Origin of the sequence: Arenibacter antarcticus (assembly GCF_041320605.1) — a bacterium.
Lineage (GTDB): Bacteria > Bacteroidota > Bacteroidia > Flavobacteriales > Flavobacteriaceae > Arenibacter > Arenibacter antarcticus.
Genome location: NZ_CP166679.1, coordinates 460,876 through 479,375, shown reverse-complemented (window position 1 = coordinate 479,375; position 18,500 = coordinate 460,876). Strand labels below are relative to the sequence as shown.

Below are 18,500 nucleotides of genomic sequence, written 5' to 3'. Positions count from 1 at the left end.
AATGAAATATATACTAAACCTTAATATCATGAGACTGATGAAAATTCCATTTCTGATACTTTTATTTGGATCTTTAAGTAGTCACTCTTGTAGTAGTGATAACCAAGACCCTGAACCTCCAGCAGAGAATAATCCTGTTGTAAAGGTAATGTCATATAACATTCATATTGGGAACCCACCCTCTAAAGAGTCCGATTTTCGTGACCTTCAGGCAATAGCATATGTTATTAATCTGGCTAAACCTGATCTAGTTGCATTAAGTGAAGTGGACAATAAAACTAGAAGGTCAGGAATTACTATACATCAGGCAAAAGAGTTGGCTAAGCTGACGGATATGCACTATTTTTTCACGAAAGCCATAGATTATCAAGGAGGGGAGTACGGTGATGCAGTTCTATCAAAATTACCTATATTGGATAGTACAAGATATGAATTACCAACTACGGCAAGTAATTTTGAAGCTAGATCCGTTGCCATGATAACCGTGGAAAAAGAGGGGCATAAATTTCATTTTGGTTCCACCCACTTGGACCATACCTCTGATGATGCGAATAGAGTACTACAGGCAAAGGAACTTAACAAGATTATAGAGAAATTATCTCTTCCGGTTATTATTGCAGGCGATTTGAATGCTCTGCCAGATTCAAAACCAATTGAGATTTTACACCAGACTCTTACGCCTACATGTAGGACAAGTTGTCCTTTAACTTTTCCTGCCATAAAACCCAATAGAACTTTGGATTATATTATGTATAGGCCAAAACAGAAGTTTAATGTAGAATCTTTGAAAGTGTTGAATGAAACCTATGCTTCCGATCATTTGCCAGTCCTAGCAGAGCTGAGTTTAATGAGTAAATAAGATATGCTTTGAATTATAGGTAAGAAAAGGTACTAAAGGAAAGCCAGATGATTTTATAATATGGCTGTGGAACTAGCTTTTAAAGTGCTAGTGAACAACTCCGACGCTGAACCCTAGAATTAGCTTTTAACATGGTTACATTTAGGAGTATGCATATCATTATTATCTTGGCATAATAAATCCCGTCGTTTCATTATTCACGGGATTTTTTATGATTTCATTTTTCAAGAAGTTTTAAATTATATTGTTTTCTAAATCGTATTTATAATTATTTAATTTTTTTTATGTCAAAGACTAACTTAGGAAAAACGTGTTTACTGTTTTTCGTTCTTATGATTTCGTTCGCTCAGGCAAAGGCTACCGATATCATACCAAAACCACAACAATATGCGCCCAATGGGGAGGTTTTTTTGCTAAACCAAAAGACAACAATACAGTATGATACTGGATTGGAAGCCCTAGCAGATTATTTGGGAGAAACGCTTTCCCCTGCTACCGGTTGGGATTTTGAGCTATCTTCATCAAATAGGTCTAAAAAAAACAGCATTCACCTTGCCATTGATCCTAAAGGGGATATTGAAGAAGGCTATCGCCTTTTAGTGACCTCTAAAAGAATTGAAATTATTGGTAATAGTGAAGCGGGGGTATTTAACGGTATACAGACGCTTCGGCAAATGCTTCCCGTCAAAATATTCAATTCGAAAAGACAGAAAGATGTAGATTGGACTATAGAAGGAGCCTACGTAGAGGATTACCCAGCGTATCCTTGGCGTGGAATGATGCTAGATGTAAGCCGATATTTTTATGAGGTGTCTTATGTAAAGCAATTGGTAGATATGATGGCGATATATAAAATGAACGTATTACATCTTCATTTGATCGATGATGCTGGATGGCGGATTGAAATAAAAAAATACCCAAAGTTAACCTCTGTAGGCGGATTTAGGGGTGAAGGAGACAAGAGAACAGGGGGGTATTATACTCAAGAGGAAATAAAGGAAATTGTGGCGTATGCGGCCCTAAGAAATATAGAGGTAATCCCTGAAATAGAAATACCTGCTCATACCTTACCAGCCATTGCCGCGTATCCGCATTTATCGTGTACCGAGGCTCCTCAGGTAGTGCAAACCCAACACTCCATTAGTAGGGAACTGTATTGCGTGGGAAAGGAAACTACTTTCGACTTTTTAGAAGATGTGTTTAAAGAGGTTATTGCGTTGTTTCCATCGAAATATATCCACATTGGAGGAGATGAAGCTCGCTACGATCGATGGGAGAAATGTCCACATTGTCAACAGCGGAAAGCAGATCTTGGGTTGGAGAAGGAAGCAGATTTACAAGTGTATTTTACGAATCGGATTCAGAAAATTCTAAAGAAAAGTGGAAAAACCATTGTGGGCTGGGATGAAATCATAGAAAGAGGGCTAGATGATAAGGCCGTTGGAATGGTGTGGCACAACAAGGAAAAGGCCATTTTGGGTGCTCAAGCGGGACATGATATGGTGATGGCACTGTCTAGCCATGCCTATTTTGATGTAGCGGAAAGTAATATTCCTGGAGAGGTTAAAGCTGCAACTTGGTTACCTCCTATTAGTTTAGAGAAGGTATACGGAATGGATCCTATGGTTGAGGGGTTGAAAGAGGAATTCCAATCACAGGTTTTGGGAGTTCACGCTACTCTATGGTCAGATCAATTTATCCATGGTACCATTTTACAGGAAATAAAGCCCATAAATGAAAACCGATCAGAGAAGTATTTTGATTACCTGACCTTTCCGAGAATGGCGGCCTTGGCCGAAGTTGCTTGGACCGAAAGAAGCCGTAAAGATTGGTCAGATTTTGAAGAAAGAATGCGTCAGCATTACAACAGGTACGATGAAGCCGGCTATGGTTATAGAGTGCCACAACCCAAATTGTTGGAAAAAAATGAAATTGATGGGGGTGTAGTGGTTACTTTAGAAAATGTGGTAGAAGGAGCCCATATACGCTATACCGTAGACGGTAGCCAGCCTAATACTTATTCGGAAATTTATAAAGAACCAGTTACAGTGGACAAATTGTCCGATTTAAAGGCCATTACAGTGGTGAACCGTCATCAGTATTCCTTACCGCTATTCTATCTAGATAAAAATCATCAATACAAAGAGTTCGGAACACAGTTGGGTGAATGGAAACCGGCACTTATTAAGGGTGTAGAATTTGGAGAACTAGAAATAGACGCCACCGGAAAAATTAACCGTAATGGGACTTATGAAGTAACTTTTATTTATACTTCCGGAACCCATAAACTGGAGATTGAAGGAATATCTATATATAAAAATCGACAGTTAATTGCCGAAGACAAGCATTTAGGATCTACAGGGATTTATTCTATTGAGAATACCTATCGATTTAAGATCGATGAATATGAAACTGGAGCTGAATTTAAAATTAAGGCTATGGTTAGAGGAGATATCGGGAATAATTCTAATGGAGTGATACTGATAAAAAATAAGGATTAGGAAAAATTGAGTTCTTAGGCGAGAGGCTAAAATCTGAAATAAAAGCCATATTTTTAGTGAGATTTTGGTTGCATCTGCATAATTGGAATAAAAAAAGAGGGCGGAAATCAATTCTGATTTCCGCCCTCTTTTTTGTCATTATTTTGAAGTAACTCCTGTCGTCATTGGTAATTATAGTGTCTTTTTTAAGGCTGTTGAAATCACTTGCCATTGACCCAGTATTTACGGATGTCAATCATAATATTCGGGCCGTATCCTTTTTGTTTTTGGAGAAATATACTCCAGAAGCAACGATTATGGTTTGGATAGGATAGAAAAATCTGATAATTTTCCTTTCTAATTCTCAAATGGCAAGTGATTTATAGTCTATTTCCTCTGTAGTTTTTAAATGCTGTTAGAGGGGTAATTACAGTAGTTATATCTTGGCCAGAGGTTCAAGAAATTTGATCAAATGATTTTTGTCGAAATAAAATAAATAGTATCCCATGGACTTTTTCATCAAGCGATTTTCTTAAAATAAAAAACGCCTTGGTAATATGCGCTTCAACAGACTTTACTGAAACATTCAAATATTCTGCTATTTCTATATTTGTAAGGCCATCCTGTTTGCTCAATAAAAATGTATGCCTACATTTTGGAGGTAGTTTTTCAATTTCTTTTTTGACCATGTGACTCAATTTTTCAAGAGAGTAATCATCATAATCTTCCATTACAGAAGTTAGAGCCTCTAGATGCTTTTTTTCTAGAGGAAGCATATTTTTTTGTTTTCTATATTGATCAATAACCTCATTATAGACTGATTTATATAGGTAACTTTTTAATACCAAATCTCCCTTAAGAGCATTCCTTTTTCTCCAAATATTCATAAATACATTTTGAACAATGTCCTCGGATAAATCGGAATCATTGGTTAAGCTAAAAGCATAAACACAGAGCTTATGATGATAATTATTTACTAAAACAGTATAGGCTTTTACATCGCCTTTTTTTAAGGCATTTAGTAAGGTGAAATCATTGAGGTTTTTAGCTTTCATTTTAGAAAATGATAGTTTGTAATATTGAATGCTGCTAATAAACAAAAAAAAACACAGTTAAAGTTAGGGTTATGCAAATGACTAACGTTTTAGTATTATAGAGTAAACTTATGAGTTCAGAAAATATTAAAAATAGTATAGTAAAGTACCTTACTAAGCAAGCTTCTAATTCAGAATTAGAGGAATTGGAGGAGTGGTCAAGAGATGACTCCAATAAAAGGGAGTTTTCTGAATACGTGAAAGTAAATTACTTAATTAGCTTAAATGCTAAAAAGTTTGATACCACCCAATCTAACAAGAGTTTACTTGAATTTATTCATAAAGAAAAAAAGGTAAAGAGATTAAGGTTATTGTATACTGGTGTAAAATGGGCAGCGGTAATTTTATTGATTTTAGGAGTGGGTTATGTGTTGACTGAAACTGTTTCTAAAAACACTTTGGAAAATAATCTAATTATTGTTGATAGGGAAATACACCCAGGTACAGATAAAGCAACCCTGACCCTAGAGGATGGCACTAGTGTGGTTTTGGTGAAAGGAGATTCTATAAATACAAATAACGCAACAAGTAATGGTGCTCAACTGGTTTATACCTCCACTAATAATACGACTTCGAAAGAAGTAATGAATTATTTGACAGTGCCTAGAGGTGGGGAATTTTTCATTCAGTTATCGGATGGCACCCAAGTATGGCTTAATTCTGAATCTCAGTTGAAATATCCTGTAAATTTTGTTTTAGGAGAAGAGCGAGAGGTTGAACTAGTGTATGGAGAGGCTTATTTTTCGGTATCTCCTAGTTCAGAAAATAAGGGTTCTAAGTTCATAGTACTGAATAAATCACAAGAAATAGAAGTTATAGGAACGGAGTTTAATGTAAAGGCCTATAAGGACGAAACAAATGTATTTACAACTTTAGTTGAGGGAAGCGTCAGTATAAATGTGGACAACCAACAACTAAAGTTGCTGCCCAATCAGCAATTGAATCTTGATTTAAAAGACAGCTCTTTGACGGTAAATACGGTTGACATATTTAATGTTGTATCATGGAAAGAGGGTGTTTTTAGCTTTGAAAAAAAATCCTTAATAGATATTATGCAAGTCTTATCGCGATGGTACGATATTAAAGTTGTTTTTACCAATGATGCAATAAAACACAAGAGGTTTAATGGGGTTCTGAGTAAGGATCAGGATATAGCCGAGATACTTTCAATTATTAAAAATTATAAAATCATCAAGGATTATGAAGTAAATGGTAATACAATAGTATTGAAATAAGAGAAGGGACGAAATTTAAAAATTTGACCGGTTCTAAATTCGTCCCATTAATCATGTATTAATTAATATTTAACCAACACAAATCAAATTTATGGAATTTAAAATTAATGTTCGTACTCTTTTACGAGCACGGCTACCTCTGGCTATTATGAAGGTATTTATCTTTTTTTTATGTGCAGTTTCTTTTGGTTTTAGCCCTGTAACTAGTTTTTCACAAGAAAAAATAACGATTGATTCGGATAAAGTGGTTTCAGTTGATGAAGTCTTTAGGATTGTAAAGCGTCAAACTGATTATCGTTTTCTCTATCCTGAGAACTTATTTGAAAATGCCGCTTTAGTAAAATTGAAAAAAGGAAAAATAAGTTTAAAGGATTTATTGAATCAAAGCCTTTTGAATGGAAACTATAAGTACAGTCTGACAGGTAAGCACACAATTGTTATAGAGAAAAATAAGATAGTACCAATAGCTAAAGCGGTAAATAATCAAGAAATTGAAATCTATGGAATTGTAACGGACGAAACGGGGCATCCTTTACCGGGAGCGAATATTCTCGAGAAAGGAACTCTTAATGGCACGCAAGCCGATTTTGGGGGAAACTTCACTTTAAAGGTGAAAAATGATAATACATTTCTTGTAGTGTCTTATATTGGATTTGCTACCAAAGAGATCCCTGTTAAGGGTAAAAGCAATATAAGCATTGTATTGGTAGAGAGTGCCGCAGGTCTGGATGAAATTGTTGTTGTTGGTTACGGAACTCAAAAGAAAAGTAATTTGACTTCGGCAATATCCACTATAAGTGCCGAGAAGATAATTACTACCACTAGTTCAAGTTTAGCACAGAGTCTGCAAGGTAAAGTGCCTGGGCTTCAAATTCGGCAGCAAAATGGAGAGCCAGGAAGTTTTTCTTCCTATATAAACATTCGCGGTTTTGGAGAGCCCTTGTATGTCATTGACGGCGTTGTTAGAGATGGAGGCTCAGAATTTCAGCAACTGAACCCTAACGATATAGAAAACATTACAGTTCTTAAGGATGCTTCAGCTGCGATCTATGGTTTGAATGCAGCGAATGGAGTGATTCTTGTTACTACTAAATCAGGAAGAATTGGAAAGCCCACCTTCAGCTATACTATGACTACAGGATTCCAGAGACCTACAGACGTTCCAAAAATGTCCAGTGCCTCGCAATACCTGGAAATGTACAATGACGCGGTCTTCTATCGCGATGGGAGGCATTATATAGCGCAGGAAGAATTACAGAACTGGCGCAATGGCGGGCCTGGTTATAAAAGCACCAATTGGTTTGACGAAACTTTTAAAGATCAAGCCATGCAGCAGCAGCATAATTTCTCCGTTCGTGGCGGTAATGAAATGGTGGATTATTTTATAAGTATTGGAACCTTTGCCGAGGATGGCCTTTTCAAAAGCAATGATCTTAATTACAATCGGTACAACTTCCGTAGCAATTTAGGGATCAAGTTATCCAATAACCTAAAAGCTGAGGTGATGCTGTCTGGGAGATACAGTGACAGAGAGTTTCCTGGAGGAGATGGTTTTTTATGGATGTATAAGGGAACTATTATAAGTCTGCCAAATGAACAGCCGTACATAGACGGGAATCCAGATTATCCGGCAAATATTCGTAATCAGCAGAATCCAGTATTGATGTCCCAAAAGAAATATGCCGGTTACACTACAAACGAGAACAAAGACTTTAATTCTACGATAGGACTTATCTGGGATATTCCATTTTTGGAAGGCCTACAAGCCAAAGCCAATTTGTCATATGACAGTAGGAATATGTTTAATAAGAACGTATGGAAAAATTATACGGTATACTCTCAGGATCTTTCCCCCCAAATTATCAATCCGCCAAGAATTGCCAACGCCATTGATGATGTAAATAGGATTGTGTTTCAAGGACAGCTGACCTATGAGAACACTTTTAATAATGTACACAATATAAGTGTAACCACAGTTTTCGAACAAAAACACTATGAGCGGAGATACGCCTACCTTAAAAGGGAATACGATTTTTTCACAACAGATGTTATAGATTTTGCAGGAGGTCAGCAAACGAATTGGGGAAATGAAATAGAGGAGGCTAATATGTCCTATATCGGACGGCTAAATTACAATTACGCTGGGAAGTACCTTGCCGGTCTTGCATTTAGATATGATGGTTCTTACCGGTATGCTCCGGGCAAACGATGGGGTTTTTTCCCTTCAGTATCAGCGGGTTGGAGGATTTCCGAAGAGAACTTTATAAAGGGGAATGTGGATTTTATCAACAATCTTAAAATTAGGGGATCTTACGGAAAGATCGGGGAAAATGTGGGAGCACCCTTTCAGCACGTAATGGGATTTAATCCCGCTCCCAATATGGGTGCAGAATTCTACAATGGAACTGTCACAGGAGGTTTAACCGCACCAGGAGTCATAAATCCCAATTTCACGTGGGTGCAATCCGCAATTACGGATATTGGAATTGAAGCAAGTTTGTTTAATAACAAACTAAGCTTTGAGGCAGACTACTATGAGAGGGAAAAAACAGGAAAACTTAAAATTAGGGAAGGTGGACTCCCCAACACTTTTGGAGGAGATATGCCTATAGAGAATTTGGAAAGTGAACTTACCAGGGGTTTCGATTTTATCCTATCGCATCAAAACAAAATAAACGACTTTAAATACGATGCAAGTTTTAACCTCAATCTTGCTCGTACGATGCATACCGTTGTAGATAAACCAGAGGCGACCAGTAGCTGGGACAGTTGGAGGTATGGCTACCCCAATAGATGGAGAGATTTTGTTTGGGGATATAATAAAACTGGACAATTCCAAAATACCGAAGAAATCAACCAAGGTATTATACACGGTGGAAACAATGGAAATTCAGCAATATTGCCAGGAGACTTTACCTATGAAGATGTTAATGGGGATGGATTGGTGAACAATAAGGATATGATGCCAATATTCCAAAATGGAACACCAAAATTGTTCTATGGATTTAGTCTTTCTGCTTCTTATAAAAATTTTGATATAAATACGGTCTTTCAGGGAGCAGGTCTATATACAATTAGGTTCAATGAAGTTTATAGTCAGATGTTCTTTAACGATGGAAACGTACCTGCTTATTTCCATGACAGATGGCATTTAGCCGATCCATACGATTCAAATTCTGAATGGGTGTCAGGAAAGTGGCCTGCCAACCGATTCTCGGAATATATGCACTCGTCTTATAGAGATAGTGATGCTTGGAGAATGAAGGCAGATTACCTTCGAATGAAGAGCATTGAAATCGGATTTACAATTCCTTCGGAAATTACAGGGAAATATTTTATTGATAATCTTCGGATTTATGCAAATGCACACAATCTATTAACTTTTACCGATTCCTTTTTAAGGCAGTTTGACCCAGAAAAATTTGAAGGCGATTATCAAGCTGGATATAACTATCCGCTAATGCAAAGTTTTAACCTAGGATTGACTGTTTCCTTTTAAAAAATATAATGATGAAAAAAATAATTTTTACATATATGCTTTTTGTAATTCTGTTAGGAACTTCCAGTTCTTGTAGTGATTACCTAGAGGTGGAGCCTAAGAACAAAGTGTCTGCAAATGCGGTGCTTTCAGATCCCGATGGGATTAGGGGCTATTTGGCCAATCTTTATTACCAACTTCCTATTGAGGATTTTGTTTACTTCCCACGTGCTGGATATAATGCTAGGGGAAATACCGGTTCACTATCACTTTCACAGTATAGTTTGGAAGCTATTCACTCTGAGTGGCCTAATTGGAATGAATTCAACAATCAATGGTGGGATAAGGGTTATAAATTAAACCGGAATATTAATTTGCTGGAAGAATCTATTCTTACTGTGGATTTTTCAGAAGCAGAAAGAACTCAAATTGAAGGTGAAATTGCTTTTCTAAGGGCATACACATATTATGGGTTGGTAAAACAATACGGGGGAGTTTCCATTATTACGGAAAATCAAGAGTATACCACAGATTGGGAGAGTTTACGTGTCCCAAGAAGTACCGAGAAGGTGACCTGGGATTTTGTATTAAGTCAGCTTGACATTGCAATTGATAAATTGCCAGAAAGTCGGCATAATGAAGATGAGACAAAAAGGAGAGGAACCAAATGGGCTGCGGCAGGATTAAAAACCAGAGTTGCCCTTCATGCTGCTTCCATAGCGAAATTTTGGAATCAGGCCCCATTGTCCGGAGAGGCAGTTTCTAAAGGTCTAGTGGGAATGAAGGCCTCCGAGGCGGAACATTATTATAAGGAAACCATCGAAGCAGCAGAAATGATTTTAAACTCAGGTAGTTTCAATTTGTATATGCCAGAACCGGCAAGTCCATTGGAAGCTGCAATTAATTACCAGAATTTATTTATGAATCCAAATGTCGCTTCTACTGAGATGCTTTTTATGAGGGGATATGGACATGCTGGCGGACCCTTGGCACACGATTACGATGGATGGAATAATCCAAATCAAACCGGAGAAGGATTCCCTCATGTCGGACGTACCAATCCAGTGCTGGGACTTATAGACCTGTATGAGAACTATAACACTCCAGGTGAATCTTCCCCTATCATTACTACAACCGATGGACAGTTACATGACGGGGAATTTAATGATGCTATACCGTATAAAAGATTCTCCTCTCCTGAAGATATTTTTGAAGGGAAGGATGCGCGTTTATTTGCTTCCATTATTTTCCCAGGATCTATTTGGAAGGGGACTGAAATAGTAATTCAGGGAGGGATCGTAAAGCCAGACGGAAGCGTCATTGGCAGTAAAGACTCTTATGAGCATAATGGGGTTACTTATTATACCTATGGAGCGGAAACTCCTAACAGGTATTCTGGATTTGATGGAACACCTAATATGACTAGAACAGGTTTCTTAATGAAGAAATTTCTCGATGAAGGTTCCCGTATCAACACTTGGTTGCAATCTACCACAGATTTTGCAGATATCCGTTATGCAGAGGTATTGTTAAATTACGCAGAAGCTGTGGCCGAAAGTGGGTATGGGAGCATATTGCTTGCCACTAAAGCACTAAATGATATTCGGAAAAGAGCAGGGCATACAACCATCATCCCTTTAACCTTGGAAAATGTGTTAAGAGAGCGAAGTGTAGAACTGGCTTTTGAAAATAAGGATTATTGGGATTTGATTAGAAGACGTAACTACCACACGATTTTTAATAATTTCATAAAAACAGCCTTAGTGCCGATGATCGACTTACGTGGACCTGAACCAGCGTTTATCTTTGTCAGAAAAAATGTTCCTGGGGCACAGCCCAACACTTTTTCCGAAAGAGATTTTTACCGATCTATTCCAAGAATAAACAATAATGGTCTTATCCAAAATCCGCAACATTAATAAAATAAATATGAAAAGTATTAGAACTTTTAGTATCGCATTAATTGGCCTACTCCTTTTAAACAGTTGTGAACTGACCGAACTGGATAATTATAATGGTCCAAATGCTACCATTCATGGAGGGGTTTATGATCAGGAAACAGGGGAACTCGTCCAACAGGATATCATAAATGGAATGGCAATTGAATATATTGAACATGGCTATGACAATCCCCATACCCAATATATTGTAGTGAAGAACGATGGAACGTTTCGTAATAACATCATGTTCTCTGGAGATTATACCATCCAACCAGTGCGGGGTAATTTTGTGCCGATAGAATCTGTAGAGATTAAGGTAGAGGGCGATAAAATCCAAAATTTCAATGTACAACCCTATATTAGGATTAGGAACGTAGTGATTCAAAAACAGGATAATAAGGTCGTGGCTACTTTTAACCTTGCTCAAACGGTCACAAACAATGTAAATACCATTGGGCTTTTTGCTCACGCGGAAATGAATGTCGGGGAGCCTTTGAATTTGGTGGCTGCCAAAATCAATATTAATGCGGTCTCCAATGATGTATTTCAATATCGTTTGGAAATCAATCTTGAGGCAAATAGTAGTACCCTAAAGTCTGGTAAGGAATATTATTTTAGGGTAGGAGCACTTATAGACGCACCAGAAGCAAAATATAATTATGCTCCTGCATTGAAAATCGCAATATAACACACCAGTCAATAATTATATATCAATAAAATAATTCAGATAATTATGAATAGATTATTTAAGAATAGTAAAGGTATTATACTGAGTTTGGCGGTTGTTGTTTTTTCCTTAACTCTGTTCTCTTGTGATAACGATGATACCGATCAAGTTGTTGAGCAATCTGTAGTGGTTAACATGGATTCCTCGACACTGAATATTGGGGATCAACTAACTGTTAAACCTACTTTTTCGCCAAATGTAAGGCCCCATCGGACTTATAGTTGGGTCACCAGTAACCCTAATGTAGTGGGAATAAAAATGAATGACGACTATTCGGCTACCCTTTCGGCTAATAGAAAGGGTAATTCCAGTATTACTTTTTCTTCATCCGATGGAGATTTGAAGGCAAGTTTCGTTATTACTGTTCCAGGAGTTGATGATGATGGAGTAATTAAAGTTTTAGTCCTCGGAAATAGTTTCTCTGAAGATGCCATTGAGAATTATCTTCACGAGCTGGCCGCAGCAGAAAATTTACCCATGGTAATCGGAAACTTATTCCTTGGCAACGCTTCCCTAGACCTGCATTTGAATAATGCTCAAGAAAATGCCACTGCTTACGAATACAGAAAGATTAGCGAAAATGGGACTAAAACCAATAGTCCAGAAACTTCCATCGAAATTGCGGTTAAGGATGAAAATTGGGATTATATAGGCTTCCAGCAGTTAAGCGGAAATTCTGGAGAATATGAAACATTCGTTACCCCATTACCTACTTTGATCAGTTATGTTAAGGACCGTAGCACTAATCCTGACGTGCAATATATCCTTCATCAGACCTGGGCTTATACGAAGAATTCAAATCATCCTGCTTTTCCAAACTACGGTAACAATCAGGAAGTAATGTATGGCGCCATAGTGAATGCTGTGCGAAAAGCTAAGATTGCCTTTAATATGGACTATGTTATTCCTGCTGGAACCGCCATTCAAAATGGCAGAGCTACCCTGATTGGGGATAATTTTAATCGGGATGGATATCATCTCGATAAGGGAATAGGAAGCTATACCGTTGCAAGCACTTGGTTTGAAGCACTTACTTCCATTAATGTAGTCGGGAACACCTTTAAACCAGATGTTCTTTCTGATATAGATGCTGAAATTGCAAGGCATTCCGCTCACGCTGCTGTCCTTAATCCAGATAAGGTGACGCTACTTTCCGATTATACCGCAGGGGGACCTCAACCATTGGAAGCTCCTGTGCTGATCAATTTTGGAAATAGAAATCCTCCGAAATGGAATACGTTGGACGACTATCTTGAAGGCGCTTCCATTTCCAATTTGAAAGATGAGAATGATGCCTATACTAATATAGAACTGACTTTAATTCAAAGGTTTAGTGGGATTAACGATGCTGGAGAAGGCGTAACCAACACGGACTTTGATATGACTGCTGATATATCTTCTCAATCCTTTTATGGCAATAGTAGAGGGGTGTGGCAAAATGGGGAAATTAGGCAAGGTCAGGTTTCACTTTCTGGTCTAGATGTGAATACCACCTATAATTTGTGCTTCTTTGGATCTCGGTCTGGGGTAGGGGACAATAGAGAAACTAAATTTATTGTCTCTGGTGAAAATTCAAAAACTGTGAACGTGCAAACATCAAATAACACTTCAGAAACAGCCTGTGCTACTAAAATTAAGCCCGATTTTAATGGGGATATTACGATAATAGTAACGGCTGGTGATAATAATAACAACAGTTTCGGTTTCTATTATATTGGAGCTATGAAGCTCTCTCCCGGAGAATAATTTTTTAAATGTTTCAATAAAGCCAGACTAATATTTCTTTTGAAATTTTAGTCTGGCTTTATTATTGAGTATCTTAGACTATTCCAAAAACACAGCAATAGGTGCTCAATGGAAAGGTGGTTTTACTAAACCAAACGACTGTAATACAGTATGACACCGGCTTGGAAACCTTGGTAGATTATTTGAGAGAAAGGCTTTCCCTGACTACTGGTAGGAATATTGAGCTATCTTCATCAAATAGGTCCGAAAAAAAGTATTTACGATACCATAGATCCTAAAGCGGATAAAAAAGAAGGCTATCGCCTTTCGGTGACGTCCTAAAGAATACAAATTTTCGTTAATAGTGAAGCGGATATATTTAACCCCCTCCGATTACCTGCTCAGATAGGATAAAAACAACTTACCCTTTCTACTTCTATTCCTTAGATGTAAACCAACTTCTAGGTTTGCTTTAACGATATTGGATCTCAAGATTTATCTGGATATTTTCCATGGATATCCTTAAGGCCTTTCTTTGCCACTTTTAAGGCTCTTAGTGTGTTCTTGGATTTTTGGGAGTGCGCTTCCATTCTGCCCAATACATTCTTTAAGGTTTTGGTGGCCTCTACAATATAAGGGCCCTTGTTGAGCATTACGCATTCCGCTTGGGCACTAATAGTGGCATCTGAAATCTCTGCCCTTGTTGCCACTCCCTTTTTCGCCATGGTGTCCAAAACCTGGGTAGCCCATACGACCGGAATCTGTGCAGCTTCACATAACCAAAGGATTTCGTTTTGCACCTCGGAGATCCGCTCAAATCCAACCTCCACAGCTAAATCTCCTCTAGCGATCATTACTCCGATCTTTGGCCTGGTCATAGCCCTTAATAGAATTGCCGGTAAATTATTAAAAGCAGTACTGTTCTCTATTTTAAAAATAACTCCGGTATTTTCATCTCCTAATTTTTCAAGTTCCTTATAAAGTAGGGATACATCATCAGCATTCCTTACAAAAGAATAGCCAATCATATCCGAATGCTTTAAAATAAAGGGGAGCAAATCTAAATCCTCAGGAGTTAAGGAGGGGAGGTCTAAATTAGTGTCTGGTAAATTTATCCCCTTTCCAGGCTTTAGCTTTTTCTTATGTGCTTTTTTTATACTTATACTGGCTGCATTGTTTTTTATAGACTCTACCTTGGCCTCAAAAGTACCATCATCAAAAAATACCCGTTGGCCAACTTTAAGATCGTCTATAATCTGAGGTAGGGAGACTTCGATTAAAGGGATTTCTTTGGACGATGTTTGCTTGGATAATAGTGGAGAATCTGGTTTTATTAGCAATAATCGCGATTTCTTTTTCAATTCTATAAAGGGAGTTGCCTCTAGGGGTAGCCCGGGCTGTTCTCGCACATAAATAGTGCTGATCCGTATTTTAGGTCCTGGAAGGTCCATATAAATATGGATTGGAAGATTAAGCTCCTTCTCAACACTTTTAAGTTGCTTCACTATTTTTTCCCATAGTTTTTCATTACCATGACTTAAGTTTAAACGGGCAATACCCATCCCTGCTAGTCTCAGTTTATTTAGTAGGTTTTTGTCTGTAGCTGCTTCATCTGGCATGGTTACCATAATCTCGGTATCCCTAACCTCACTTTCAGATTTAAAAAGGTTATTGGCATGTTGTATCAATAGTTCCTTACTGCCAGAAAAGCCAATGGCTTCCATATTGGTGTTTTTCTCCCAGGTTTTACCGTTTAATAATTTTATCAGTTTTAGTGCTCCGGAAATATTGTTATAGACATATCCTGCTCCACTTCCCAATGAGGATATTCCCAATTCAGATAAGCTGCTTTGGATTTTCCGAATATCGGTACTTCTCAATAGTAAATAGCGATACAGATTTTTTGAACTTGATCTATATTGAGGGTGTACAGAAGCTGCAATAGCATTGGCAACTTCCTCTTTTTCCAGAAGGGTTGTATATAACTTCTCTAGTTCGCTTTCCAGTTTTTCCAGCTTCATAATGATTACCGATTTTGACTATTTTAAAATTACACTTACCGAATGGCAAAGTTGAGATTAATCCCATTTAAAAACACTAATATAAGTCATGTTTTTATAGCTAAATTGCGATAATGATTAAGGCGAATTATACTTTTAAGAGATCTGATAATTGACAAACCCGAAGGAATTATTTTTGCAATAAAATGTCTAGTGTTACTTTTTATTGACTTATTTTTATTTCCGATGATGTTTCAGGTTTTGGAAATCATTTAAATGGCTATATGAAATTATTTCGTACTAAAGTGGGATTGAATAAGGTTGGTAAGATGTTGATGAATAAATGGTTGTACATTTTAAAATATCCCATTAAGTCGGTCTTAATTGCTTTGATGGGAGGGGTGTTGGGTTTGGTTCTCCTGTTTATGTCCATCTATCTCGGACTATTTGGGAAACTACCCACCAAAGCTTATCTCAAAGGTCTGAAAAATCCGGTCACTTCTACTATTTATGCTTCCAACCAAGAACAAATAGGATTCTATTATCTTCAAAACAGATCTAATGCGGATAGTTCACAAATAGGACCTTCACTAAAGGATGCCTTGGTGGCAACCGAGGATGTTCGTTTCTATGAGCATGGGGGTATAGACTATAGGAGTTATGGGAGGGTTTTTGTGAAATCTATTATTTTGCAGCAAAATGCAGGTGGAGGAAGTACAATAACACAACAGATTGCCAAAAATTTATTTGGTCGGGAGGAACAGTTTTTTCTATCTACCCCAATAAATAAGATTCGTGAACTGTTTATCGCTAGGAGACTTGAAAGTATTTATGATAAAGAAGATATACTATTGCTATATTTCAATACGGTTTCCTTTGGTGAAAATACCTACGGTATTGAAAAGGCGTCCCATAGATTTTTTAATAAACTGCCAGAGGAATTGTCCTTACCCGAAAGTGCTACCTTGGTAGGGCTGTTAAAGGCCCCTTCGTACTACAACCCTAGGAAATTTCCCGAACGCGCGGAGCAACGGCGATACGTGGTACTGTCACAAATGTTTAAATACAATTTTATCACCAAAGAGGTTTTTGAAGCGGCTAATACTCCTTTAAAGCTCAACTATCAGTTACCCCAGAAAACTTCTTCCTTTTCCGCCTATTTTAAAGACTATGTGGCAACTGAATTTGCGGTATGGGCAGCTGCAAATCCGGCTCCGGATGGGCATATCTACGATCTAGAGGCAGACGGACTCAATATCTATACAACCTTAAATGCTTCCATACAGAAGTATGCCGAATCGGCACTACAACGTCAGGTAGATAATTTGCAGAAACTTATGGATACCTATTGGGCGGCAGCAACAACAGAAGGAGGGAAGGAGATGTTGCTAAAAAAATTAATAGCCGACAATAAGGAGGTGAAGCAAATGCAACAAAATGGTAAAACCGAAGCCGAAATCGATTCTTTTGCCCAAGTGAAACGAAACAGGAAATATTGGGTGATTGGAGATGGGTATAAAGATCAAATGCAGTCTTTGGAAGATTCCATTGCCAAAAGTATTAATAGGTTGCATGCTGGATTATTAGTGATGAGTAGTGTTTCTGGAAGGATAATGGGGTATGTGGGTGGTATCGATTACGGATTTAGTCAGACAGACAATGTCATTACCCCTCGGCAAGTCGGCTCCACTTTTAAGCCAATCACCTATTTGTCGGCCATGGAATCGGGTGCGGATCCTTGCGATTATTACGATAATAATCTGGTGACCTATTCTAAATATGAGGATTGGAGACCTAGAAATGCCAATAATAAATACGGGGGAAGTTATAGTCTGCACGGGGCCTTGGCAAACTCTATAAATACTGTATCTGTTGCTCTACAGCTTAGGACGGGTGTAGAAAGGGTACATGAACTGGCGAAGAAAATGGGTATAGAGACAGATCTTCCCAGTGTTCCTTCTATTGTACTTGGTACGGCAGATATCAGTTTATTGGAAATGGTGACGGCATATGCCAGTATATCTAATGGGGGTAGTAAAATTAAACCCTATTCCATAGAACGCATTGTAAACGAACAGGGAACAGTTTTGTATGAGGCTAAACCTAAATATGAAGGTCGTGTAGCAAGTTCCCAGAATATTAAAAATCTGCAAAAAATGATGGGTGAAGTGATCACCGAAGGGACAGGAAAACGCCTATTGGGATACGAGATTCCCTATAATATTATTGGCAAAACGGGTACCACTCAAAATAATGGGGATGGTTGGTTTATTGGAGCTTCGCCTGAAGTGGTTATCGGTGCTTGGGTAGGCACCTTTGACAAACGGGTGCAGTTTGCCTCTACCAGTATGGGGTCTGGGGCCAATACAGCACTTCCTATGGTAGCGTCCATATTTAAAAACCTTAGCTATTGGAAACGACCCATTGTGACCAATTTTGAATACGATTTCGATTATTTTCCCTGTATACCCTTTAGCGAATTAAATGCCCAGGAAGCCTATGATTTTGCCAAGACAGATTCTACCTATTTACGACGGTTACAAATCCGTGATACCTTAAATATATTGGTAAATGAACCCATCGCGATCGATTCTGTGCAAGGGATAGTACCCGGAACATCATTGGATTCTATGGTTAAGGATAGTCTGTCCATAGAGTTAGAGATCCCTAAGATATAGAGAAATATGGGTGATTTTTAAAAAATGGTCTCGGGTATAAGTAATGTTTTATCAAACTTTTATGTTTTCGTTAAATTTATTCACTAAGTGAGATTGAAATGCTACGACGTTTGCCTGCCCGTTCCGTTCTGGCGGGCGTCAAAATGTTATTGCTAGTTTCCGTCCAATACCTCATTGGCTTGCACCGAGGTAATTGACTTTTATTTGTTTTGTTGAAGTTTCGATTTACCTATGAAAGGTTTGCCTATATTCAGGAGGTTAAGGTGTTAAATGAGGCGATCCGA

The 18,500-nt window shown here is 37.9% G+C and carries 10 protein-coding genes; 8 read left to right on the top strand and 2 right to left on the bottom strand.

The window, feature by feature from the left end; genetic code table 11:
• Window positions 1-28 precede the first annotated feature (28 nt).
• Together KCTC52924_RS02035 and KCTC52924_RS02030 are read left to right on the top strand one after the other, a co-directional pair.
• On the top strand, window positions 29-859 hold the full coding sequence (locus KCTC52924_RS02035; RefSeq protein WP_251808978.1) for an endonuclease/exonuclease/phosphatase family protein: 831 nt from the start codon (window positions 29-31) through the stop codon (window positions 857-859).
• A gap of 284 nt (window positions 860-1,143) precedes the next feature.
• Window positions 1,144-3,360 carry a beta-N-acetylhexosaminidase gene (locus KCTC52924_RS02030; protein ID WP_251808977.1) on the top strand — a complete coding sequence of 739 codons (2,217 nt, stop codon included), beginning with the start codon at window positions 1,144-1,146 and terminating at the stop codon, window positions 3,358-3,360.
• 434 nt (window positions 3,361-3,794) lie between these two features.
• On the opposite strand, the gene KCTC52924_RS02025 is transcribed toward KCTC52924_RS02030, so the two are convergent.
• Window positions 3,795-4,394 (bottom strand): RNA polymerase sigma factor, encoded by a 600-nt coding sequence (locus KCTC52924_RS02025; protein ID WP_251808976.1) that lies wholly within the window; start codon window positions 4,392-4,394, stop codon window positions 3,795-3,797.
• Window positions 4,395-4,504: 110 nt separating this feature from the next.
• Between KCTC52924_RS02025 and KCTC52924_RS02020 the strand changes: the two genes are divergently transcribed.
• From KCTC52924_RS02020 to KCTC52924_RS02000, 5 genes are all read left to right on the top strand, one after another.
• On the top strand, window positions 4,505-5,668 hold the full coding sequence (locus tag KCTC52924_RS02020; RefSeq protein ID WP_251808975.1) for a FecR family protein: 1,164 nt from the start codon (window positions 4,505-4,507) through the stop codon (window positions 5,666-5,668).
• A gap of 91 nt (window positions 5,669-5,759) precedes the next feature.
• A complete protein-coding gene (locus KCTC52924_RS02015; protein ID WP_251808974.1) occupies window positions 5,760-9,167 on the top strand; it encodes a TonB-dependent receptor in 3,408 nt (1,135 codons plus the stop codon).
• 8 nt (window positions 9,168-9,175) lie between these two features.
• Window positions 9,176-11,065 (top strand): RagB/SusD family nutrient uptake outer membrane protein, encoded by a 1,890-nt coding sequence (locus KCTC52924_RS02010; protein WP_251808973.1) that lies wholly within the window; start codon window positions 9,176-9,178, stop codon window positions 11,063-11,065.
• A 10-nt stretch (window positions 11,066-11,075) separates the two neighbouring features.
• The gene (locus KCTC52924_RS02005) at window positions 11,076-11,774 is read left to right on the top strand and encodes a DUF3823 domain-containing protein (protein ID WP_251808971.1); all 699 of its coding nucleotides are present in this window, start codon (window positions 11,076-11,078) and stop codon (window positions 11,772-11,774) included.
• A gap of 45 nt (window positions 11,775-11,819) precedes the next feature.
• Window positions 11,820-13,559 carry a DUF4886 domain-containing protein gene (locus tag KCTC52924_RS02000; RefSeq protein WP_251808970.1) on the top strand — a complete coding sequence of 580 codons (1,740 nt, stop codon included), beginning with the start codon at window positions 11,820-11,822 and terminating at the stop codon, window positions 13,557-13,559.
• Between the two features lie 467 nt (window positions 13,560-14,026).
• On the opposite strand, the gene KCTC52924_RS01995 is transcribed toward KCTC52924_RS02000, so the two are convergent.
• Complete coding sequence (locus KCTC52924_RS01995; protein ID WP_251808969.1) at window positions 14,027-15,559, bottom strand: pyruvate kinase; 1,533 nt, start codon at window positions 15,557-15,559, stop codon at window positions 14,027-14,029.
• Between the two features lie 263 nt (window positions 15,560-15,822).
• On the opposite strand from KCTC52924_RS01995, the gene KCTC52924_RS01990 reads away from it, so the two are divergent.
• Window positions 15,823-18,216: a transglycosylase domain-containing protein gene (locus tag KCTC52924_RS01990; protein WP_251808968.1), complete on the top strand. Its 2,394-nt coding sequence runs from the start codon at window positions 15,823-15,825 to the stop codon at window positions 18,214-18,216.
• Window positions 18,217-18,500: the final 284 nt, after the last annotated feature.